Source organism: Neobacillus sp. GCM10027624 (assembly GCF_042675345.1).
GTDB lineage: Bacteria > Bacillota > Bacilli > Bacillales > Cytobacillaceae > Neobacillus > Neobacillus cucumis_D.
The window spans coordinates 334,597-356,936 of the sequence record NZ_JBHTHD010000011.1; the positions used below are offsets into that span (position 1 = coordinate 334,597).

Annotated in this window: 25 protein-coding genes and 1 other annotated feature; of the genes, 24 read left to right on the forward strand and 1 reads right to left on the reverse strand. The window is 39.0% G+C overall.

All coding sequences use genetic code 11. The features are described 5' to 3' along the window. Positions 1 to 26: 26 nt before the first annotated feature. The 5 genes from dnaJ (at position 27) to deoC (ending at position 5,121) form a co-directional block, all read left to right on the forward strand. A complete protein-coding gene (gene dnaJ / locus ACFQZ9_RS17855; RefSeq protein ID WP_498944788.1) occupies positions 27 to 1,151 on the forward strand; it encodes a molecular chaperone DnaJ in 1,125 nt (374 codons plus the stop codon). Positions 1,152 to 1,168: 17 nt separating this feature from the next. Next, positions 1,169 to 2,110 carry a 50S ribosomal protein L11 methyltransferase gene (gene prmA / locus ACFQZ9_RS17860; RefSeq protein WP_198309240.1) on the forward strand — a complete coding sequence of 314 codons (942 nt, stop codon included), beginning with the start codon at positions 1,169 to 1,171 and terminating at the stop codon, positions 2,108 to 2,110. A gap of 106 nt (positions 2,111 to 2,216) precedes the next feature. Then, on the forward strand, positions 2,217 to 2,966 hold the full coding sequence (locus ACFQZ9_RS17865; RefSeq protein WP_498944789.1) for a 16S rRNA (uracil(1498)-N(3))-methyltransferase: 750 nt from the start codon (positions 2,217 to 2,219) through the stop codon (positions 2,964 to 2,966). 6 nt (positions 2,967 to 2,972) lie between these two features. Beyond that, the gene (mtaB, locus tag ACFQZ9_RS17870; protein ID WP_498944790.1) at positions 2,973 to 4,340 is read left to right on the forward strand and encodes a tRNA (N(6)-L-threonylcarbamoyladenosine(37)-C(2))-methylthiotransferase MtaB; all 1,368 of its coding nucleotides are present in this window, start codon (positions 2,973 to 2,975) and stop codon (positions 4,338 to 4,340) included. Positions 4,341 to 4,446: 106 nt separating this feature from the next. Further along, a complete protein-coding gene (deoC, locus tag ACFQZ9_RS17875; protein WP_498944791.1) occupies positions 4,447 to 5,121 on the forward strand; it encodes a deoxyribose-phosphate aldolase in 675 nt (224 codons plus the stop codon). A 24-nt stretch (positions 5,122 to 5,145) separates the two neighbouring features. On the opposite strand, the gene ACFQZ9_RS17880 is transcribed toward deoC, so the two are convergent. Next, positions 5,146 to 6,072 carry a Na/Pi symporter gene (locus tag ACFQZ9_RS17880; RefSeq protein ID WP_498944792.1) on the reverse strand — a complete coding sequence of 309 codons (927 nt, stop codon included), beginning with the start codon at positions 6,070 to 6,072 and terminating at the stop codon, positions 5,146 to 5,148. Positions 6,073 to 6,300: 228 nt separating this feature from the next. Here ACFQZ9_RS17880 and rpsU point away from each other — a divergent pair, with 228 nt between their 5' ends. The 19 genes from rpsU (at position 6,301) to ACFQZ9_RS17975 (ending at position 21,898) form a co-directional block, all read left to right on the forward strand. Next, positions 6,301 to 6,474, forward strand: coding sequence for a 30S ribosomal protein S21 (gene rpsU / locus ACFQZ9_RS17885; RefSeq protein WP_026572407.1), 174 nt, complete (start codon positions 6,301 to 6,303; stop codon positions 6,472 to 6,474). Between the two features lie 15 nt (positions 6,475 to 6,489). After that, positions 6,490 to 6,936 (forward strand): GatB/YqeY domain-containing protein, encoded by a 447-nt coding sequence (locus tag ACFQZ9_RS17890; RefSeq protein WP_498944793.1) that lies wholly within the window; start codon positions 6,490 to 6,492, stop codon positions 6,934 to 6,936. A gap of 166 nt (positions 6,937 to 7,102) precedes the next feature. Further along, positions 7,103 to 7,585, forward strand: coding sequence for a hypothetical protein (locus ACFQZ9_RS17895; protein WP_498944794.1), 483 nt, complete (start codon positions 7,103 to 7,105; stop codon positions 7,583 to 7,585). 149 nt (positions 7,586 to 7,734) lie between these two features. Then, positions 7,735 to 8,370 (forward strand): NfeD family protein, encoded by a 636-nt coding sequence (locus ACFQZ9_RS17900; RefSeq protein ID WP_198309234.1) that lies wholly within the window; start codon positions 7,735 to 7,737, stop codon positions 8,368 to 8,370. A gap of 18 nt (positions 8,371 to 8,388) precedes the next feature. After that, a complete protein-coding gene (gene floA, locus ACFQZ9_RS17905; RefSeq protein ID WP_165976251.1) occupies positions 8,389 to 9,375 on the forward strand; it encodes a flotillin-like protein FloA in 987 nt (328 codons plus the stop codon). A gap of 42 nt (positions 9,376 to 9,417) precedes the next feature. Beyond that, complete coding sequence (locus tag ACFQZ9_RS17910; protein WP_498944795.1) at positions 9,418 to 9,858, forward strand: YqfB family membrane protein; 441 nt, start codon at positions 9,418 to 9,420, stop codon at positions 9,856 to 9,858. A gap of 88 nt (positions 9,859 to 9,946) precedes the next feature. Beyond that, the gene (yqfC, locus tag ACFQZ9_RS17915; RefSeq protein ID WP_198309231.1) at positions 9,947 to 10,249 is read left to right on the forward strand and encodes a sporulation protein YqfC; all 303 of its coding nucleotides are present in this window, start codon (positions 9,947 to 9,949) and stop codon (positions 10,247 to 10,249) included. Then, positions 10,246 to 11,439: a sporulation protein YqfD gene (gene yqfD, locus ACFQZ9_RS17920; RefSeq protein WP_198309230.1), complete on the forward strand. Its 1,194-nt coding sequence runs from the start codon at positions 10,246 to 10,248 to the stop codon at positions 11,437 to 11,439. The genes yqfC and yqfD overlap by 4 nt, the downstream gene beginning before the upstream one ends. After that, complete coding sequence (locus tag ACFQZ9_RS17925; RefSeq protein WP_198309229.1) at positions 11,436 to 12,404, forward strand: PhoH family protein; 969 nt, start codon at positions 11,436 to 11,438, stop codon at positions 12,402 to 12,404. Before yqfD ends, ACFQZ9_RS17925 begins: the two co-directional genes overlap by 4 nt. A 264-nt stretch (positions 12,405 to 12,668) precedes the next feature. Continuing rightward, positions 12,669 to 14,831 carry an HD family phosphohydrolase gene (locus ACFQZ9_RS17930; RefSeq protein WP_198309228.1) on the forward strand — a complete coding sequence of 721 codons (2,163 nt, stop codon included), beginning with the start codon at positions 12,669 to 12,671 and terminating at the stop codon, positions 14,829 to 14,831. Continuing rightward, entirely contained in the window at positions 14,828 to 15,298 is a 471-nt protein-coding gene (ybeY, locus tag ACFQZ9_RS17935; RefSeq protein WP_498944796.1) for an rRNA maturation RNase YbeY, read from the forward strand. Before ACFQZ9_RS17930 ends, ybeY begins: the two co-directional genes overlap by 4 nt. Beyond that, on the forward strand, positions 15,276 to 15,665 hold the full coding sequence (locus ACFQZ9_RS17940; RefSeq protein ID WP_498944797.1) for a diacylglycerol kinase family protein: 390 nt from the start codon (positions 15,276 to 15,278) through the stop codon (positions 15,663 to 15,665). Before ybeY ends, ACFQZ9_RS17940 begins: the two co-directional genes overlap by 23 nt. Before the next feature lie 356 nt (positions 15,666 to 16,021). Further along, positions 16,022 to 16,423: a cytidine deaminase gene (locus ACFQZ9_RS17945; RefSeq protein WP_498944798.1), complete on the forward strand. Its 402-nt coding sequence runs from the start codon at positions 16,022 to 16,024 to the stop codon at positions 16,421 to 16,423. Beyond that, a complete protein-coding gene (era, locus tag ACFQZ9_RS17950) occupies positions 16,413 to 17,336 on the forward strand; it encodes a GTPase Era (RefSeq protein WP_133334515.1) in 924 nt (307 codons plus the stop codon). Before ACFQZ9_RS17945 ends, era begins: the two co-directional genes overlap by 11 nt. Positions 17,337 to 17,494: 158 nt before the next feature. Next, positions 17,495 to 17,638 (forward strand): YqzL family protein, encoded by a 144-nt coding sequence (locus ACFQZ9_RS17955; protein WP_310175055.1) that lies wholly within the window; start codon positions 17,495 to 17,497, stop codon positions 17,636 to 17,638. Between the two features lie 33 nt (positions 17,639 to 17,671). Next, positions 17,672 to 18,424, forward strand: a complete 753-nt coding sequence (gene recO / locus ACFQZ9_RS17960) for a DNA repair protein RecO (RefSeq protein WP_198309224.1) — start codon at positions 17,672 to 17,674, stop codon at positions 18,422 to 18,424. A 51-nt stretch (positions 18,425 to 18,475) separates the two neighbouring features. Further along, positions 18,476 to 18,664 (forward strand) — a binding site (T-box leader). 252 nt (positions 18,665 to 18,916) lie between these two features. Continuing rightward, positions 18,917 to 20,299, forward strand: a complete 1,383-nt coding sequence (locus ACFQZ9_RS17965) for a glycine--tRNA ligase (RefSeq protein WP_198309223.1) — start codon at positions 18,917 to 18,919, stop codon at positions 20,297 to 20,299. Between the two features lie 125 nt (positions 20,300 to 20,424). Then, entirely contained in the window at positions 20,425 to 21,054 is a 630-nt protein-coding gene (gene ccpN, locus ACFQZ9_RS17970; protein ID WP_198309222.1) for a transcriptional regulator CcpN, read from the forward strand. 34 nt (positions 21,055 to 21,088) lie between these two features. After that, complete coding sequence (locus ACFQZ9_RS17975; protein ID WP_198309221.1) at positions 21,089 to 21,898, forward strand: pyruvate, water dikinase regulatory protein; 810 nt, start codon at positions 21,089 to 21,091, stop codon at positions 21,896 to 21,898. The last annotated feature ends 442 nt before the right edge of the window (positions 21,899 to 22,340 follow it).

The following is a 22,340-nucleotide window of genomic DNA, read 5'->3' on the forward strand; positions in this document are numbered from 1 at the left end:
ATGTGAATGATTCGGGAGTGGTAATCATGAGTAAACGGGATTACTATGAGGTGCTGGGAGTTAGTAAGAGCGCTTCAAAGGATGAAATAAAAAAAGCTTACCGTAAGCTCTCCAAAAAATATCATCCAGATATTAATAAAGAGCCGGATGCAGCGGATAAATTTAAGGAAATAGCTGAAGCTTATGAAGTATTAAGTGATGATCAAAAAAAGGCGCACTATGATCAATTCGGCCATACTGATCCAAATCAAGGATTCGGCGGCGGTTCTGATTTCGGCGGCTTTGGCGGATTTGAGGATATCTTTAATACGTTCTTTGGCGGCGGCGGTTCTAGAAGAAGAGATCCAAATGCTCCAAGGCAGGGTGCTGACCTTCAGTACACTATGACGGTAACTTTTGAGGAAGCAGCGTTTGGTAAAGAAACGGATATTGAGATTCCCCGCGAGGAAACGTGTGGAACCTGCAGCGGTTCTGGTGCTAAGCCGGGAACAAAGCCGGAGACATGTAACCATTGTCATGGAACAGGTCAATTAAATGTTGAACAGAATACTCCGTTCGGCCGGATTGTTAATCGCCGGACATGTCATTATTGTAATGGGACGGGGAAAGAAATTAAAAATAAATGTTCAACCTGCGGCGGAACAGGAAAAGTTAAAAAACGGAAAAAAATCCATGTGAAAATTCCTGCCGGTATTGATGATGGCCAGCAATTAAGGATGGCTGGTCAGGGAGAAGCAGGTTTTAATGGAGGTCCAGCAGGAGATCTTTATGTAGTTTTCCATGTACGTGACCATGAGTTTTTTGAAAGAGATGGCGATGACATTTATTGTGAGATGCCAATCACCTTTGTTCAAGCAACATTGGGGGATGAAATTGAAGTACCTACCCTGCATGGAAAGGTTAAGCTAAAAGTGCCTGCAGGAACTCAAACAGGAACCCAGTTCCGCTTAAAAGGAAAAGGTGTTCCCAATGTTCGCGGCTATGGTGTCGGTGATCAACATATCATTGTCAAAATCATTACGCCGACCAAGTTGAATGATAAGCAAAAGCAGCTTCTTCGCGAGTTTGCTGATATTAGTGGAAATTCACCAATCGGTGAACATGAAGAAAGTTTTTTCTCTAAAGTAAAACGTGCCTTTAAAGGTGAGTAAGGATTGGAGTTGGTAGTATGAAATGGTCCGAAATTAGTATCCATACAACAAATGAGGCAGTCGAACCTATTTCTCATATTTTGCATGAGGCCGGAGCGAGCGGTGTAGTCATTGAAGATCCATTTGAGCTGACAAAGGAGAGGGAAGACCAATTCGGGGAAATCTACCAACTTAATCCCGACGATTATCCTGAGGAAGGGGTAATTGTCAAAGCCTATTTACCTGTAAATAGTTTTTTAGGGGAAACGGTGGATGCCATCAAGGAGTCAATCAATAATTTGATTATTTATAATATTGATATTGGCCTAAATAAGGTGACCATCAGTGAAGTGAATGAAGAAGAATGGGCAACCGCCTGGAAGAAGTATTATAATCCAGTAAAAATTTCTGAGAAATTCACGATTGTTCCAACATGGGAAATTTACACACCTGTGAGCAGTGATGAACTAATCATTGAATTGGACCCTGGGATGGCATTTGGAACGGGAACACACCCGACAACCGTTATGTGTATACAGGCTCTAGAAAGAACCGTTAAGCGCGGCGACAGAGTAATTGATGTTGGTACGGGTTCCGGCGTATTAAGTATCGCTGCAGCCATGCTCGGTGCTCTTGACGTGAGGGCTTACGATCTTGATGAAGTCGCAGTTACCCAAGCTAAATTGAATATAAAGTTGAATAAGGTGAGTGAGGCTGTAACCATTTCGCAAAATAATTTACTTGATGGTGTGGAAGAGACTTCTGCAGATGTCGTTGTGGCTAATATTTTAGCTGAAGTGATTTTAAGGTTTACCGATGATGTGGCAAAGGTCTTAAAACCAGGCGGGTGCTTTATCGCATCCGGCATCATTCAGCAAAAGAAGGACCAGGTAAAAGAGGCCCTTGTTGAGTCTGGCTTTGAAATAACAGAAACGATATTAATGGAAGATTGGGTTGCGCTAATCGCTAGAAGGGTATAATGGATAAAAAAGGAGCTTAGACTCCTTTTTTTAATTTCATGGCTTTAATAATCATTTTTTTTTTAGTAAAATAAAGAGTAAAATGTTTTTAAAGAGGGTGCATCGTGTGCAACGCTACTTTGTTAAAAACCGAGCAAAGGGAAATCGTTTTTTAATTAATTCCGATGATCGACATCATATTTTAAAGGTCATGCGCATGCATATTGGTGATCAACTCATGTGTGTGGACCCGCAGGGAAAAACGGCTGTATGTGAAATTGCAGAAATTACCGATGAACAAGTCGTTGCAGACGTTGTACAATGGAAAGAAGAAAATTCTGAGCTTCCGATTTCTATTACAATCGCCAGCGGTCTGCCAAAAGGAGACAAGCTGGAGTGGATTATTCAAAAGGGTACTGAACTTGGTGCCCATAAATTTATGCCTTTTTCAGCCGCAAGGTCCGTTGTAAAATGGGATGAAAAAAAAGCAGCGAAAAAAATAGAGAGATGGCAAAAGATTGCTAAAGAAGCTGCGGAACAATCCCATCGTGCTATTTTACCAGAAGTATCCAACTTGGTGAGCTTTAAAAATTTGCTTGCGGATAGCAAAAACTTTGACTATAAATTAGTTGCATATGAGGAGGAAAGCCGAAGCGGGGAAACTTCAATTTTCTCCTCCACTCTTACAAAAATGGAAAATGGTCAATCACTTTTATTGGTTTTTGGACCAGAAGGCGGATTAACGGAGGAAGAGGTTCGGCTTTTAAAAGAAAATGGTTTTTCTATTTGCGGATTGGGTCCGCGAATTTTACGAACGGAAACGGCGCCCTTATATTCACTTGCGGCGATTTCCTATCATTTTGAATTAATGAGGTGAGTTCTAATGGCAACAGTCGCGTTTCATACACTTGGATGTAAGGTAAATCATTATGAAACTGAGGCCATTTGGCAGTTATTTAAACAAGAAGGCTACGAACGGGTCGATTTCGAAGCGATTTCCGATGTATATGTGATTAACACTTGTACGGTAACAAACACGGGTGATAAAAAAAGCCGACAAGTAATCAGAAGAGCTGTAAGGAAAAATCCGGATGCCGTTATTTGTGTCACCGGTTGTTATGCACAAACATCCCCGGCAGAAATTATGGCTATTCCCGGGGTGGATATTGTCGTGGGAACACAGGACCGGATTAAAATGCTTGGTTATATCGAGCAGTATAAAAAAGAGCGTCAACCAATTAATGGCGTAGGGAACATTATGAAAAGCCGTGTTTATGAGGAACTAGATGTACCTTCATTCACAGATCGAACACGCGCTTCGCTAAAAATCCAAGAAGGCTGCAATAATTTCTGTACCTTCTGTATTATTCCATGGGCACGCGGCTTAATGAGATCACGTGATCCAAAAGAGGTCATTCATCAGGCGCAGCAGCTTGTGGATGCCGGCTATAAAGAAATCGTGTTGACAGGTATTCATACCGGCGGTTACGGAGAAGACATGAAGGATTATAACCTTGCAGCGCTCCTTCGTGATTTAGAAGCACAGGTGAAAGGATTAAAACGCCTTCGTATTTCTTCGATTGAGGCAAGCCAGATCACTGACGAAGTCATTGAAGTCATTAAACATTCAAATATTATTGTCCGCCATTTGCATATTCCGATTCAGTCCGGATCGAATACGGTCTTGAAGCGGATGCGCCGGAAATATACGATGGAATTTTTCGCTGAAAGATTGGATCGTTTAAAGGAAGTACTTCCAGGTCTAGCTGTTACATCCGATGTAATTGTTGGTTTCCCGGGTGAAACAGAGGAAGAGTTTATGGAAACGTATCATTTTATTAAGGAGCATAAATTTTCTGAACTCCATGTTTTCCCGTATTCTAAAAGGACTGGTACTCCTGCGGCGCGAATGGAAGATCAAGTCGATGAGGAAGTTAAAAATGAGCGGGTTCACCGTCTGATTACTCTTTCCGATCAATTGGCGAAAGAATATGCTTCACAATTTGAAGACGATGTTCTTGAGGTCATACCGGAAGAAGAATTTAAAGATGAACCAAATTCCGGTTTATATGTTGGATATACAGATAATTATTTAAAAGTTGTACTTCCGGCAACAGAAGAAATGGTTGGAAAAATTGTAAAAGTGAAAATTACGAAAGCCGGATACCCTTATAATCAAGGCCAATTCGTTCGGATTGTAGAAGATACTCCGGTAAAAGAATTGTTTATAGAAGAAGAAGCTGCCATGTAAGGACCCTATATTCGGGTCCTTTTTTCTTTGAAAGGGGTATCCTATATTCAGCAGCAGATTTCTTTTTACTTCGCCATATCCATTGAATCGTGAAGGGAGCAAACAAATGACAACTGTCAAGATCGCTGCAATGATTGATCATACTTTGTTAAAACCGGATGCAACCAGGCAACAAATTGAAACTCTTTGCCAAGAGGCAAAAGAGTATAAATTCTTTTCCGTTTGCGTGAATCCTGCATGGGTAAAAACTTGTCGTGATTTATTAAATGGAAGTGATGTTAAGGTTTGTACAGTGATTGGTTTTCCATTAGGAGCAACAACATCCGAAACAAAGGCCTTTGAAACAAAAAATGCTATTGACAACGGTGCTGATGAAGTTGATATGGTTATTAATATTGGGGCATTAAAGGACCGTAACGACCAATTAGTGGAAAGTGATATCCGGGCTGTTGTGGAAGCTGCAGAAGCAAGGGCGTTAACTAAGGTAATCATTGAAACAAGTCTTTTAACTCAGGAAGAGAAGATTCGCGCATGCCAGCTTGCCGTTCAAGCTGGTGCTGACTTTGTAAAAACCTCAACAGGTTTTTCTTCCGGTGGGGCTACAAAAGAAGATATTGCGCTGATGAGGCAGGCTGTTGGTCCGGAACTGGGTGTAAAAGCATCCGGAGGGGTTAGAAGCACTGAGGATGCCCTTAAAATGATTGAGGCAGGTGCAACAAGAATTGGAGCGAGCTCAGGTGTTGCGATTCTTAAAGGGCTAACTGTAACGAGTTCCTATTAAAAAAGACGGCCAAGGCCGTCTTTTTTAAGCTCTTTTTCCATGTAAATATAAAATCATTTCTCCAAATTTTGTAGCAAACGGTAAAACAATAATGGAAGTAGCCACATTAAAGATCACGCTTATATGTGCAAGTTGTACATCTTTATGGCTGGCCAGCAACTCTGCATGTTCGGATAGATAGGGGATGAGCGGGATAAAAAGTGCAACCCCAAAGACATTCAGCCATACATGGGCATATGCCGCTAGCCTGGACTCTTTTCCCCCGCCGATGGAGGCGATGATTGCTGTAATACATGTCCCAATATTTGCCCCAAGCATGATGGCAATGCCTGCATCAAGCTGAAGAAGTCCAGCCGTTAAAAATCCCATTGCAATCCCGGTCATGGCGGTGCTTGATTGTATAATTGCTGTAATGATTGTTCCTGTTAGCAGGCTGAGGAAAATATGGTCATTAATCGATAGAATAAATTTATTTATATAGCTCAGCGATGTTAAAGGATGTGCTAATAATTCAAATCCTTTCATTGCCGTGAATACAGAGGCAATTCCAAATAAGAGCATTCCGATACTTCTCGCCTTTCGATTTTTAAGTATGATTAGAAAGGCGCCCAAAATAGCTAATGGTGCTAAAATAGCATCTATATCGAAAGTAATTAACTCTGTCTTAAAGGTTGTTCCAATATTTGTTCCTAAAATAATTCCAATCGATTGCGGGAAGGTCATAATTCTAGCTGAAATCAATCCAATTGTGATGACCATTACAGCGGAGCTGCTTTGGAGCAGTGCTGTGATAAATGTCCCGGTTACCATTCCTTTTAATGGGGTACTCGTTAATTTTATCAGCCATGTCCTCAATTTTTCTGCAGATAAATTAAATAATCCAAACCTTATAATGGTCATTCCAAATATAAATAATAAAATACAAAGAACAAATAATATGATGTATAGCATGTCTCTAGGCCCCCTCGCTTCATTCTATGGCCTATATGGTTGGGACATGCCACTTTTAAGGGAAAATTAGAGATACTCATTAATTATTCTTGTCAATTATGAATAAAAAATTAAAAAGCTTGGATAAGCACTTGTAATAAATATTGACCTTGTTTCAAGGTTATATTATAATTGCAAGGTACATGGATTGAATGTAAGTGTGTTGTGTTTCGGAGGGAGGGAAAGAGAATGTCTAAAACCGTCGTTCGTAAAAACGAATCGCTTGAAGATGCTCTTCGTCGCTTCAAACGTACTGTATCAAAAACAGGTACTTTGCAAGAGGCAAGAAAGCGCGAATTCTACGAAAAACCAAGTGTAAGACGTAAGAAAAAGTCTGAAGCAGCAAGAAAACGTAAGTTCTAAGAGAGGGTGTAATTTATGAGTCTTCTCGAGCGTTTAAATAATGATATGAAACAAGCAATGAAAAACAAGGAAAAAGACAAACTCAGTGTGATTCGGATGGTTAAAGCTTCACTGCAAAATGAAGCGATTAAGATCGGTTCAAGTGAGCTGTCCGAAGAACAAGAGTTAACCGTACTTTCTCGCGAAGTAAAACAACGCAAAGACTCCCTCCATGAATTTGATAAAGCAGGTCGCGAAGACCTTGTTGATAAATTGCGCACGGAACTCTCGATCGTCGAGTTGTATATGCCAAAACAGCTTTCTGACGAAGAGGTATCGGATATTGTAAAAGAGACAATCGCTGAAACCGGTGCAACATCAAAAGCGGATATGGGAAAAGTGATGGCTGCGATTATGCCGAAGGTAAAAGGTAAAGCAGATGGATCACTTATAAATAAACTTGTACAACAACACCTTTCATAATTATTCTGACATCGAAGCCGCAGGCATTTAATGCCTGCGGTTTTTATTTTATATCTAAATTATTCGGTTGAGTAACCAAAGAAACGAGGTTGCATTGCCCGAAGGAAAGGATTATTCGCTCAGAAGGGAAAAGAAACGAGGTTGCATTGCCCGAAGGAAAGGATTATTGGCTCAGAAGGGAAAAGAAACGGGGTTGCATTGCCCGAAGGAAAGGATTATTCGCCAAGAAGGGAAAAGAAACGAGGTTGCATTGCCCGAAGGAAAGGATTTTTCGCCAAGAAGGGAAAAGAAACGAGGTTGCATTGCCCGAGGGAAAGGATTTTTCGCTAAGAAGGGAAAAGAAACGGGGGTGCATTGCCCGAAGGAAAGGATTTTTCGCTCAGAAGGGAAAAGAAACGGGGGTGCATTGCCCGAAGGAAAGGATTTTTCGCCAAGAAGGGAAAAGAAACGGGGGTGCATTGCCCGAGGGAGAGGATTATTCGCCAAGAAGGGAAAAGAAACGAGGTTGCATTGCCCGAAGGAGAGGATTATTCGCCAAGAAGGGAAAAGAAACGAGGTTGCATTGCCCGAGGGAGAGGATTATTCGCCAAGAAGGGAAAAGAAACGCGTTTCATTGCCCTTTGGAGAGGTTATTTTCACAAAAGGGTAAAAGGAACTCCCCTTCATTGCTTGCAGGAGCAGTATTTACAGCACAAATGAAAAGAAACCCTGTTTTAATATGAGAAAAACATTTAGAAGGTGAAACTTTAACCAATGTCGAACGTAAATATAGCAATAGATAGAGAAGGGGGGATTTAATTGGTTGCTTTTCTTACGGATCCAATTGTCATAACCGTTCTATTAACCATCGCTGGTGTTGGTATTGTCATGGAACTTTTTTCTCCCAAATTTGGGATACCTGGGTTTATTGGTGTGTTTGCCCTCCTATTATTTTTTTACGGACATTATCTCGCCGGACTTGCTGGTGTTGGGTCATTTGTCCTTTTTGTTGCTGGAATCCTCCTTATTTTTTTAGAATTATTTTTGCCGGGGGCAATCTCCGGGACCCTTGGTTTGGCAGCGCTAATCTTCAGTCTCTTCTTAGCTGGCGGAGACACCCTGCAAATGGGCATCTCCATATTAATCGCTTTATTCTTTTCGATTTTGATGTTTTTTATTATGATTAAAATTTTTGGTAAAAAACTTGTTCTCTTTAATAAAATGATTCTCTTTGATTCAGCAAGAAAAGAGGATGGGTATGTCTCAAATATCAATCGAACAGACCTTTTGGGCATGGAAGGGACCGCTCTAACCATATTACGCCCGGCTGGTACAGCCATTTTAAACACTGAACGGGTGGATGTGGTCAGCGAAGGAGGCTTTATTGATCAAAATGCAAAAATAAAAGTCATTAAGGTTGAGGGAGCACGTATAGTTGTGAGAGAAATTAAATAATTAGGAGGTTGTTTCATTATGCCAAGCGGAACGATTTTTGTCATTGCAATTATCATTGTCGCGCTCATTTTCTTAGGAATTTTATTATCCTTTGTTCCTGTGATGCTTTGGATTTCAGCACTTGCTGCCGGTGTACGTGTAAGCATCTTTACGCTGGTTGGAATGAGACTTAGAAGGGTAACGCCAAGCAAGGTAATTAATCCGTTAATAAAGGCTCATAAAGCGGGGTTAAACGTAACGACCAATCAGCTTGAAAGTCATTACCTTGCTGGAGGAAACGTTGACAGGGTTGTAAACGCCCTTATTGCCGCTCACAGGGCAAATATTGAATTATCGTTTGAACGCTGCGCCGCCATCGATCTTGCGGGCCGTGATGTTTTAGAGGCTGTGCAAATGAGTGTCAATCCTAAAGTGATTGAGACCCCCTTTATCGCGGGTGTCGCAATGAATGGGATTGAAGTTAAAGCCAAAGCAAGAATTACCGTTCGGGCCAATATAGAGCGCCTTGTCGGGGGTGCAGGAGAGGCAACCGTCGTCGCTCGTGTAGGGGAAGGGGTCGTATCAACCATCGGTTCCTCTGAAAGCCATAGTAAAGTGTTAGAAAACCCTGATTCCATTTCGCAAACCGTTTTATCTAAAGGACTAGATGCTGGAACAGCTTTCGAAATTCTTTCGATTGATATTGCGGATGTTGACATTGGTAAAAATATTGGTGCGGAACTTCAGATGGAGCAAGCGGAAGCGGATAAGAAAATAGCCCAGGCAAAAGCGGAAGAACGCCGGGCAATGGCTGTTGCTCAAGAACAAGAAATGAAGGCAAAAGTCCAGGAAATGAGGGCCAAGGTGGTCGAGGCTGAAGCGGAAGTGCCGCTTGCTATGGCTGAAGCGCTTAAGTCTGGAAATATTGGTGTTATGGACTATATGAATATTAAAAATATCTCAGCGGATACGGATATGAGAGGATCAATCGGCAAGATAACGGGTGATAAAAAAGACGATCGCTAAAACGGCCGCCATCCATAAGGAATAATCTAAGGAGGACCGGTCATGGAAACCATTATTTTTTTGATCATTATAGGTGTTCTGTCAACCGTTTTCGGAAAGGCAAAAGCAAATAGGTCTCCATCAAAAAATAAATCTTTTACGTTTAATCAATTTGATGAATTTCGTGAACTTTTTTCGGAAAAAGTTACGCCAAAACAAGAAAAATCTATTAAAAGAATAGAAGAACCTGCTGTCACTCCGCGGAATACCGAAATCAACTATCACCAAATTAAGCAAGAAGCTGAATCTATCACCACCGGGGTCAGCAGGGTGCATGAAAGGCAAAGGGCTGAAGATCTGAAGCCCCAGGCATTGGATAAAGAGGATCATAATGAATTAATTTCAGATAGTCCTGATGCGCAAACCTTAATTAATGGAATCATCTGGTCAGAGATCTTGGGTGCTCCGAGAGCAAAAAGACCGTTTTATTCAAGAAGACGTTAAAATAATAAACCAGGTTTTGAAAAGGAAAAAGATGTGCTAGAACCTCTCTACATTTCATAAACATGAGATGAAAGGGGGTTCTTTTTTTATGGCAAAAAAATGGGGGCAACTTGTCCGGAATTGGATGACAAAGAATATGGATCTTCCTCAAGATGTCATGATGGATTTACCCCGTATTACGATGATTGGCCAGATTCATGTCTATATCGAGAACCATAAGGGTTTATTGACCTTTACTGATAAAGAACTCCGTCTGCTCTTAAAACAAGGGCAGCTTTTGATAAAAGGTAAGTCCTTCGTGATTAAAACCATTTTACCTGAAGAGATTTTATTGGAAGGAAAAATTGATCAGGTCATCTATATAACTGAAAATCCGGGAGGAACAAAATGAAAAACCAATGGATTGAATTTTTATTTGGCAGAGTAACAGTAAAGGTTTCGGGGAGAGGAATTGAAAGATTCTTAAATGTACTAAGCAGAAATGGCCTGCTCGTTTGGAATGTTAAACGGCATGGAACTGAAACGATTACGTTTAAAATGAGGCTGCAGGATGCACTTAAAATAAGAAGATTTGCACGTAAAAGTGAATGCTCCATTAGCTTCTTACAGCGAAGCGGGGTTCCGTTTTTATTTAAAAGATTATTAAAAAACGGCGGCTTTTTGGCAGGGGCTGCTTTATTTTTTCTAATCATTTTAGTATTGTCCAATGTCATCTGGGGAATTGAAATCAAAGGGGCAAAGCCTGCGACAGAGCATAAAATTCGCAAAGAATTGGACAAGATGGGGGTAAAGATCGGCAAGCTCCAGTTCTTTGTTGATAACGTAGAAGGTATTCAAAGAAAGCTGACAAACAATATCAACGACCTTACATGGGTTGGTGTGGAGTTAAACGGGACAACCTACCATTTTCAAGTGGTCGAAAAAAATGAGCCAAAAAAGCCTGAAAAATTATCTCCTAGAAATTTAGTGGCGAAAAAGAAGGCGATTATTTACAGTATGTATGTTGAAGATGGGCAGCCAGTTGTCAATCTTAATGACCATGTCGAACCGGGACAATTACTTGTTTCAGGTCAAATTGGGATGGAAGGCAAAACAAAAGCAATTGCAGCTAAAGGAGAAGTATTGGGGGAGACATGGTACAAAAGTCATGTGGAACTTCCCATTGAAACAAATTTTATGGTATTTAACGGTAAGGAAAAGGAGAAACATTATGTAAAGGTAGGAAATTTTGAAATTCCTGTATGGGGGTTTGGAAAGCCGGAATTTAAGGAATATGAAACAGAAACAAATGAGCACAAAATTCACTTTTTAAAATGGAAATTGCCTATTTCTTTTGTTAATAAAACACTCCGTGCACGTGAAGAAATTAACAGGAGTTATACTGTAAAACAAGCTGAACAAATTGCACTTGAAATGGCTAAAAAAGAAATAAAAAGTCATTTAGATGAAGATGCTATTATAAAGGACGAAAAAATTTTACACAAATCAATTAAGAATGGTAAAGTTATACTAGATATCCATTTTAAGATAATCGAAAATATTGCAATCGGACAACCAATAACCAAGGAGATACATGAATGACAGTAAAGCTAAAAACAATTAATATGCAGCTAGAAAATCCAAATGAGGCGATTGCGCTTTTAGGAAATGCAGATGCAAATATTAAAATTATCGAACAAGAGTTAAATGTTTCAGTCGTTACTAGAGGGGAATCTGTTAGCTTATCTGGGGATGAAGAGAAGGTTATTCTTGCGGGGCAGGTTCTTGACAAATTAGTTGTATTAATTCGTAAAGGAATAAACATTAACCAAAGGGATGTTTTGTATGCCCTTCGAATGGCTGAAAAAGGAACACTAGAGTACTTCGTCAATATTTATGATGAAGAAATTGCCAGGACAGTAAAAGGAAAATCTATTCGGATTAAAACAATTGGTCAAATGCAGTATGTAACAGCAATCAAGAAGAATGACCTTGTGTTTGGAATTGGTCCGGCAGGTACCGGTAAAACCTACCTAGCGGTTGTCATGGCAGTCAACGCGCTAAAAAATGGTCAAGTAAATAAAATTATTTTAACCAGACCTGCTGTTGAAGCGGGCGAAAGCTTAGGATTTTTACCCGGTGATTTAAAGGAAAAAGTAGACCCGTATTTAAGGCCGCTGTATGATGCGCTTCATGATGTTTTGGGAGCAGAGCATACTGGAAGGCTGATTGAGCGCGGTACAATTGAAATCGCTCCGCTTGCCTATATGAGGGGACGGACATTAGAAGATGCATTCGTTATTTTAGATGAAGCACAAAATACAACGAATGCCCAAATGAAAATGTTTATAACCCGTCTTGGGTTTGGTTCGAAGATGGTTATTACCGGAGATCAAACACAGGTTGACCTTCCAAAAGGGGTTAAATCGGGTTTAATTGTTGCAGAGGAAATTTTATTAAATGTTAAGGGTATTTCATTTATTTTCTTAGAACAAAGTGATGTTGTCCGCCATCCATTGGTAGGCAGGATCATTGAAGCATATGAAAAGAAAACAATTAAACATTAAAAATGGGGATAGACCTTAAAAAATGGGTTTATCCCTTTTTTTTATTTTGTTATAATGATTAATCCATTCTATTTTGCAGATGAAACTTAACTTAAAAACTGTTATCATTTTACATAAAGCTTGCTTCAAGAAAAAACAGCTAGTTATTGATCAATTTTTATCCGATTAAAATGAAACGTACATAACGATTTGATTTTTATGGTTTTAAAAACCCATAATAATGGTAAAGAAACCTTGCATTTGGGTCTTCTAGGGAGGATAAAGATGGAAAAAATGCAGCAACATTTTATTCGAATACGTAAGCTGTTAGATTATACGTTTTTTCGTGTATTATTTTTTCTTGTATTAGGATTAGCTTTATATGCTTCAATGTACAGTAATGTAAAACCTGAAAAATTGGACTTAAGTTTGTTTTCTGTTGCTGAAAAAACAATCCGCTCTCCGGCGACCATTGAGGATAAGAAAAGTACAGAAATTAAGCGGCAAGAAGCAGTGGACCAAGTTCAGGATGTCTATACCCTAAAGAAGGAATATACGCAAAACAGGGTGGATTTAATTACCTCCATTTTTGATACGGCCTCAGAAATTAATGATGAGGATAGTAAGAGCACAAAAAAAGAGAATGATGTAAAAACTACTCATGACGAGGAACCCAGTGTTTCTGAAAAGGTATCGAAGTTAAAGGATAATTTAACTGAAAATGTTACCAAGGATATACCTGATTCTGTTTTTACTGCACTTGTTCAGGCTGATAAAGATGAACTCTCCATCACCAAGGATCTAACCGTTACTGCGATTAATAATGTTATGACGAAAAGAATTTCTACAAATGATGTAGAGAATGCGAAAAAAAGGGTGGAAGAGGAATTAAAATATTCGACGTTGAATGATGACCTTAAAAGTGCAGCCATAGAGCTTGGCAGATATGCAGTCGTTCAGAATGAATTTTATGATCCAGTGGCAACGGAGGATTTAAGAAAGCAGGCTGCAGAAGGTGTGGAATCTGTGAAAATCCTTCAAGGGCAAATTATCGTGGAGGAAGGGGAATTAATTAATCAGGAAATTTATCGGCAGTTAAAGCTTGTTGGTTTATTAGATAATGAAAAATCCTATAAACCATTCCTGGGATTATTTATTCTGATTACCATTATTCTCTTAGCTGTTAACTATTATTTTTATCAAACAAAAACCCAGCAGGAAAAACGGCAGACAAACCTGCTTTTGTTTGGGATTATTTTTGTCCTGTCCATCTTTATATTAAAGGTCATTAGCATGCTGCAAATCTTTAATTATTCAGGGATTGGCTATTTATTCCCGGCAGCAATGGGCGGGATGCTGATTAAGATTTTAATTGATGAAAAGCTTGCGATTCTAACATCGATCATTATGGCAGTCTGCGGCAGTATTGTCTTCAATGAAGGTGTAACCGGAACCTTGAATTTTTCAGAAGGAATTTATATCCTTTTTAGCTCACTTGCAGGGATTTTGTTCTTAAGTTCTCATAATCAAAGGTCAAAAATATTACAGGCGGGTTCGATTACAGCGGGTGTTAATCTTATCACGATTTGGGCATTAATGTTTCTTCCAAATGGCCAATTTTCCGGTCTGGAATATGGGTATTACTTTTTAACTGCACTCGTTTCAGGCATTGCCTCTGCTGTTTTAACCATTGGTTTGCTTCCTTTATTTGAAGCAAGTTTTGGGATTCTCACAACCATGAAGCTGATAGAATTATCAAATCCGAATCATCCGCTTTTAAGAAAAATATTAATGGAAGCACCGGGCACTTATCATCATAGTGTCATGGTTGCAAACCTTTCAGAATCAGCCTGTGAAGCGATTGGGGCAAATGGTTTGTTAGCACGAGTCGGTAGTTATTATCATGATATTGGGAAAACTCGGCGGCCCAACTTTTTTATTGAAAATCAACTGCATCTTGAAAACCCGCATGACAAACTGCCACCGGAAAAAAGTGCGAATATCATTATTGCCCATGTGACGGATGGGGCCAATGAATTAAAGAAATATCATATGCCAAAAGAAATTATCGATATTGCAGAGCAACATCATGGAACCTCATTACTAAAGTTCTTTTATCATAAGGCACTGCAAAATGATGAGGAACCTAAGGAAGAGGATTTTCGCTATCCTGGTCCAAAAGCACAAACAAAAGAATCGGCTGTCGTTGGAATTGCCGATAGTGTTGAGGCCGCTGTCCGCTCACTTACACAGCCTACTCCACTATTAATCGAATCCCTTGTTAAAAAAATTGTCGCGGATCGCCTCCAAGATGGGCAGTTAAATGAATGTGATTTAACTTTAAAAGAACTTGAAGCGGTAACCCATACTCTATGTGAAACATTGAAGGGGATTTTTCACTCGAGAATTGAGTATCCAGAAATGACTAAGAAGGTGAAGCAAGCATGAATTTAGTGATTGATTTTTTAGATGAAACGAATGAATTGTCTGATGAACAAATCAAAGAGATTGAAAATCTGTTAAACTTTGCTGCTAATAAACAGAAGATTGAAGAGGGAAGCGAAGTTTCTGTAACATTTGTTTTGAATGACAGGATACAAGAAATAAATCGTGAATATCGCCATAAAGACTCCCCAACAGATGTCATATCCTTTGCAATGGAGGAGCCAGGGGAAGGTGAAATTGAATTAGCAGGTATGGAAATGCCGCGCGTTTTGGGTGATATTATCATCTCGATTCCAAAAGCGAAGGAACAAGCTGAGGAATATGGGCATTCTTTTTTACGGGAGCTTGGTTTCCTCTCTGTTCATGGATTTTTGCATTTATTAGGCTATGATCATATGACGGAGGAAGATGAAAAGGAAATGTTTACGCTGCAAAAGGAAATTTTAGATGAATATGGACTCACAAGGTAAGGGTAAACCGATTCCATTACTACGTTCCTTTGCCTATGCAATAGAAGGGATTAGGACAGCTATAATAGCTGAAAGAAATATGCGGATTCATCTCCTTTTTTCTTTCCTTGTAATGGGAGGATCATTTTTCTTTTCGATAACGAGAATAGAGTGGCTGCTTATAATTTTAGCGATTAGCGGCATGTTTGCCTTAGAGCTAATCAATTCAGCGATTGAGCGTGTTGTTGACCTTGTGACGGAGGAATATCACCCGCTTGCCAAACAAGCTAAGGACCTTGCTGCGGGGGCTGTCTTCATTTACGCCATATTTTCGGTTATCATTGGAATCGTTGTATTTTTCCCATATATCCGAAAGTTATTTTTGTAAACTTTTTCAACTGTTCCTAAAAAAATAGCTATGTTGATTTTTAAACAAAGTTGGTTGGAGCGGAAGGCACGAAGACTCCTGTGGGAGTACGGGGGAGGGGAGACCCCGCAGGAGCAAAGCGACGAGGAGGCTTCCCAGACCGCCCACGAACCGCTTGTGCCTGGAGCGGAAATCAACAACCAAGTTTAACAGAGCCAAAAAAAAATTGAGGGAATTGTGAAGTTGTTTACAGATAATTGATTTTTGGGAAAATTCTAAATTTTTTTATTACGTTTTTGCTACAAGTAATGATTTTAATTGGAAAATGAGTTAAAATAAAGTAAGCAGGAATTTCCTGCTTGAAAGGAAGAAGATTTGTGAACATTCAGCAACTAATTGAAGAAGCAAAAAAAGCAAGAGAAAAAGCCTATGTTCCTTATTCGAAATTTGGCGTTGGTGCAGCACTGCTGACAACCGATGGAAAAGTTTATCATGGCTGTAATATCGAAAACGCTGCATATAGCATGTGTAATTGCGCTGAGCGAACGGCCCTATTTAGTGCCTATGCGTTAGGAGATCGTGATTTTCAATTGCTGGCAGTTGTTGCAGATACCGACCGTCCATGCTCTCCTTGTGGTGCATGCCGCCAAGTTATTTCTGAGCTATGCCCTAGGGACATGAAAGTCGTATTAACGAATCTAAAAGGTGATACTTTAGAAATTACAGTGGAAGACTTACTGCCTGGTGCTTTTTCACAGGAGGATCTGTATGCTGAATAATTGGAACGAAAACAAAGGCTATAAATCAGGGTTTATTTCCATCATAGGTAGGCCAAATGTAGGAAAATCAACATTTCTAAATCGAGTTATTGGTCAAAAAATTGCCATTATGAGTGACAAACCGCAGACGACTCGAAATAAAATTCAGGGTGTGCTCACACTCGATGATACCCAGATGGTTTTTATCGATACACCTGGTATTCATAAACCGAAACACAAATTAGGCGACTTTATGATGAAGGTTGCTCAAAATACACTAAAAGAAGTGGATTTAGTTTTATTTATGGTAAATGCAGAAGAAGGATTTGGCCGAGGCGAGGAATTTATTCTTGAAAAATTCCAAACTGTCAACACACCGATCTTTCTTGTGATTAATAAAATTGATCAAATTCACCCTGATGATTTATTGCCAATTATTGAGTCTTATAAAGAAAAATATCCGTTTAAAGAGATTGTTCCAATTTCAGCCCTAGAAGGTAACAATGTCGAACGTCTTTTGGATCAAATAAAGACATATTTGCCGGAAGGACCGCAATATTATCCAGCGGATCAGGTAACTGACCATCCGGAAAGGTTTATTATTACAGAGTTGATAAGAGAGAAAGCGCTTCATTTAACAAGAGAAGAAATCCCTCATTCCATCGCAGTGGTTCTCGATAAAATTGAGCGTCCAGCGGGGAAAGATATTATCAATGTAATGGCAACCGTTATTGTCGAAAGGGACTCGCAAAAAGGGATTATTATTGGAAAACAAGGCAGTATGCTCAAGGAAATTGGTAAACGTGCCCGGGTGGATATTGAAAATCTCCTTGGGTCAAAGGTGTTTTTAGAGTTATGGGTAAAAGTCCAAAAAGATTGGCGGAATAAAATGTCCCAGCTTCGCGATTTTGGCTTTAATGAAGATGAATATTGAACGAATCACCCTAACTAAAATATTATACTTTCATTCAAATTATGCATGGACAACATTAACAAATTTTTCGTCTTATGATTTTGGCAAAGGCAGGCTATGATAATTGTAAGGTTTGGGATATTTAAGGCTAGTCTAAATAATGAAAGGTGGGGTTTTCGATGATGGATTTTACGTGGAAAGTATTTACCCAAACAGGTAATATTAACACATATCTTCTCTTTAAAGAGCTTGAGAAGGAAAACCAAGAAATACCCGGAAATCAGAATGAAGATCTAGCGGAACTTGATTTTCCCATTTCATAAGCACGTCTTTCGCATCCATTGGATGGTGATATCATGCTTCAGAAATGTGAAGGCATCATCATTAGAACGACTGATTACAGTGAAACAAATAAAATTGTAACCATATATACCAGGGAATGGGGGAAGGTTGGCGTTATGGCTAGAGGAGCAAAAAAGCCTAACAGCCGCCTATCCTCTATTACCCAGCTATTTACTCATGGATATTTTCTTATCCAAAAGGGTAACGGCCTGGGGAGTTTGCAACAGGGCGAGTTGGTTACTTCAATGCGTTCAATTGGTGAAGATATTTTTTTAACTGCATATGCGAGTTATATTGTTGAATTAACGGATAAATGTACAGAGGACCGAAAGCCAAATCCTTTTCATTTTGAATTATTATTTCAAACATTAAATTATTTAAATGAAGGCTATGACCCTGATGTTTTAATGAATATTTATGAGATGAAAATGTTAAATGTCTTGGGTTTATATCCTACATTAAATCAATGTTCCGTTTGCGGCAGTACAGACGGAATTTTTTCTTTTTCGATTCGAGAGGGAGGGTTGATCTGCCATCGCTGCTTGGAAAAAGACCCGTATCATTTGAAAATTTCACAGGCTACGGTAAAATTACTGCGCTTATTTTATTACTTTGATTTATCAAGGCTAGGCAATATATCAGTGAAACCTGAAACAAAAGCGGAATTAAAAAAGGTCATATCAACTTATTATGACGAATTTTCCGGACTTCATCTAAAAACAAAAAAATTTTTAAATTCTATGGATCAGTTTCGAAATCTTCTATAATTGTTTTGTTGACTTTTTAACTTGTTTTAGGTAATATTTTCTTTAAAATAAATAGTTGCTATGATGGAAAAGAGTACTTAGAACCTTCTATAAAAGCGAACCTAGGATGGTGAAAGCTAGGGTATAGAATTCCAAGGAAGGGCGTTCCTGAGCAATCATGTGCTGAAATGCACAATTTAAAGAGGCTGACTTTATTTTCAGCAAATAGGGTGGAACCGCGGGTTAACTCTCGTCCCTATGCTTATTCAAGAGCATAGAGACGGGAGTTTTTTATTTTATTGGCTTTGTTAAAGAACAATGATGATTTTTAAACAAAGTTGATTGGAGCGGAAGGTGCGAGACTCCAGCGGGAGCAGCGGGACAGGTGAGACCCCACAGGCGCTTTTAGCGCCGAGGAGGCTCACCGCCCGCCCCGCGGAAAGCGAGCATCCTGGAGTGTAAATCAACAACCAGTTTAACACAGCCATTTTATTAAAAAAGGAGACGAAAAAAATGAGTGTAACAATGGAGCAAATTGTATCCCACGCTAAACATAGAGGTTTTATTTTTCCGGGATCTGAAATTTACGGGGGACTTGCAAACACATGGGATTACGGCCCATTAGGTGTTGAATTTAAAAACAATATTAAACAAGCTTGGTGGAAAAAGTTTGTACAGGAATCTCCCTATAACGTAGGATTAGATGCAAGCATTTTAATGAATCCTAGAACATGGGAAGCTTCCGGCCATATCGGTAACTTTAATGACCCAATGATTGACTGTAAGAATTGTAAAGCTAGACACCGTGCAGATAAATTAATTGAAAATGCTCTTGATGAAAAGGGTATCGAGATGATTGTAGACGGTCTATCTTTTGATAAAATGGAAGAGCTAATTAAAGAGCATAACATTGCCTGTCCTGACTGTGGAAGCCACGATTTCACCGGTATTCGTCAATTTAATTTAATGTTTAAAACTTTTCAAGGGGTAACTGAAACTAGTACAAATGAAATTTTCCTTCGTCCTGAAACTGCCCAAGGAATTTTTGTTAACTTTAAAAATGTGCAAAGAACAATGAGGAAGAAACTTCCATTTGGTATTGCGCAAATTGGCAAGAGCTTTCGTAATGAAATTACTCCAGGTAATTTCACCTTCCGTACAAGGGAATTTGAACAAATGGAATTAGAGTTCTTCTGTAAACCGGGAGAAGAGTTGCAATGGTTTGATTATTGGAAGGAATATGCTGAAAAATGGCTGCATTCATTAGGCTTAAATAGAGAAAACTTGCGTCTTCGCGATCATTCCGAAGATGAACTTTCACATTATAGTAATGCAACCACTGATTTTGAATATAAATTCCCGTTCGGCTGGGGAGAACTATGGGGCGTAGCTTCAAGAACGGATTATGATTTAAAACAACATATGCAATTTTCCGGTGAAGACTTTAATTATATTGATCCAGAAACAAATGAAAGATATATTCCGTTTTGTATTGAGCCTTCTTTAGGCGCTGATCGTGTAACCCTTGCATTCCTTATTGATGCTTACGATGAGGAACAGCTTGAAGATGGAACGTCACGTACCGTGATGCATTTCCATCCGGCGTTAGCTCCAATTAAGGCTGCGGTTCTTCCGTTATCGAAAAAACTCTCTGAAGAAGCAAAAGAAGTGTTTGGCACATTATCGAAATATTTTACTGTGGATTATGACGAAGCAGGTTCAATTGGTAAAAGATATCGCCGCCATGATGAAATTGGAACGCCTTACTGCATTACCTATGACTTTGACTCAAAAGAAGATCAGATGGTTACAGTAAGAGATCGGGATACTATGGAACAAACACGTATTTCAATTGCTGAACTTGTAAGCTTTTTACAAGAAAAGATGGTGTTTTAAAAAAATTAAAAAGGTGCGGGATTCCGCACCTTTTTGAAATGTTATCTTTTTAACTTAAGATAAAAATCGTATATAATATTGCTAACAAAGATTAATTGTCGCTATATTCATGAGCGAGTAAGGCGGTGAGGAAAATCGAACTGACAAAAAGGCAAGAGCACATTTTACAAATCGTTCAGGATAATGGTCCCATAACGGGAGAACATATTGCTGAACAGTTAAATCTGACAAGGGCAACGCTTAGACCGGACTTAGCAATTCTTACGATGGCTGGGTATTTAGACGCACGGCCTCGCGTTGGTTATTTTTATACAGGCAAATCAGGAACTCAGCTTTTAACGGAAAATTTGAAAAATTTTTTAGTAAAGGATTACCAGTCTATTCCCGTTGTAGTGAATGAGAATGTTTCTGTATATGATGCGATTTGTACAATGTTCCTTGAGGATGTGGGTACATTATTTGTAGTGGATCAAAACACCCTTTTGGTAGGAGTTTTGTCCCGGAAGGATTTATTACGGGCGAGCATAGGGAAGCAAGAGCTGTCATCCATACCTGTAAACATCATCATGACAAGAATGCCCAATATTACAATGTGTGAAAAAGAAGACCTATTAATTGATATTGCCCAAAAATTAATTGATAAACAAATTGACGCTTTACCGGTAGTAAGAAGGACTGACAAAGGTTTCGAAGTAATTGGCAGAGTTACGAAAACGAATATTGCAAAAGCTTTTGTTGCTCTTGGGAATGAATAAGGTAAAGAATTTGCAGAGGAGCTGTTTAAGGGGAATGAATATACCGATTATTTATGTTGTATCTGATTCAGTGGGGGAAACAGCTGAATTGGTAACCAAAGCAGCAATTAGCCAATTTAATGGATCAGGGATGGTTTTAAAAAGATATCCCTATGTTGAAGATAAGGAACATATTGATGAAGTGATTTCGCTGGTATTAATGGATCAAGCGATGATTGCCTTTACGTTGGTAAAACCCGAAATGCGTACATATATGATGGAAAAGGCAAATGAATCGGGAATCCATACGGTTGATTTAATGGGTCCATTGATGGATCAAATTCAGGTTTTTAGCGGGAAAACACCTTTATGTGAACCAGGGTTAGTAAGAAAATTGGATGAAGATTATTTTAAAAAGGTTGAGGCGATTGAATTTGCTGTAAAGTATGATGATGGAAGGGACCCACGCGGGATACTAAAGGCGGATATCGTATTAATTGGGGTATCAAGAACTTCAAAAACGCCTTTATCGCAGTATCTTGCGCATAAACGGCTAAAGGTTGCCAATGTCCCTTTAGTACCAGAAGTGGACCCTCCTGAAGAATTATATAAGGTTCCCGCCGAGAAATGCTTTGGACTAAAAATCAGCCCTGAAAAATTGAATAATATTAGAAGAGAACGCTTGATTGCCTTAGGGTTAAATGATAGTGCCAGCTATGCGAACATTGAGCGGATTAAGGAAGAATTATCTTTCTTTGATCATGTTGTACAGAAAATCAGCTGTCCGGTGATTGATGTAACCAATAAGGCAGTAGAAGAAACGGCGAATGTCATTTTAAATTACTTTCATAAAAATAGACGGTAACACATAATCTCTCTTGATTATGTGTTTTTTCTGTAAACAATTGGCTTGAAAAAAAGAAAATAAAATGATGGTAAAATCAAAATGAATATACTATAATAAAAAATTGTGATAAAAATGAATCTTTTAGGTTTAGACTTGCATGTGAACGAATAAACTATTTATTGTTAGATGTCAAGGGAACTCTTTTAAAAAAATTCGACATAAATCCTTTTATAAAAGTTACCGGCTAAAGAAGGAATATGTGGGTTGATGTAGAATTAATACTACTATTAACGGCAATCCGACTATTTATGTCGATGCGACTCTTGCCCAGTATAGAGGAAATTGTCGAATTTGCTTCCGACTTTTCTGTTAAAGTTCTTTTGTCGCTTCCTATGATTCAACATGGAATAAAGGTTTCTACATACTCAGCTTGGAAATATGTTGATTCTAGGATAGAAGC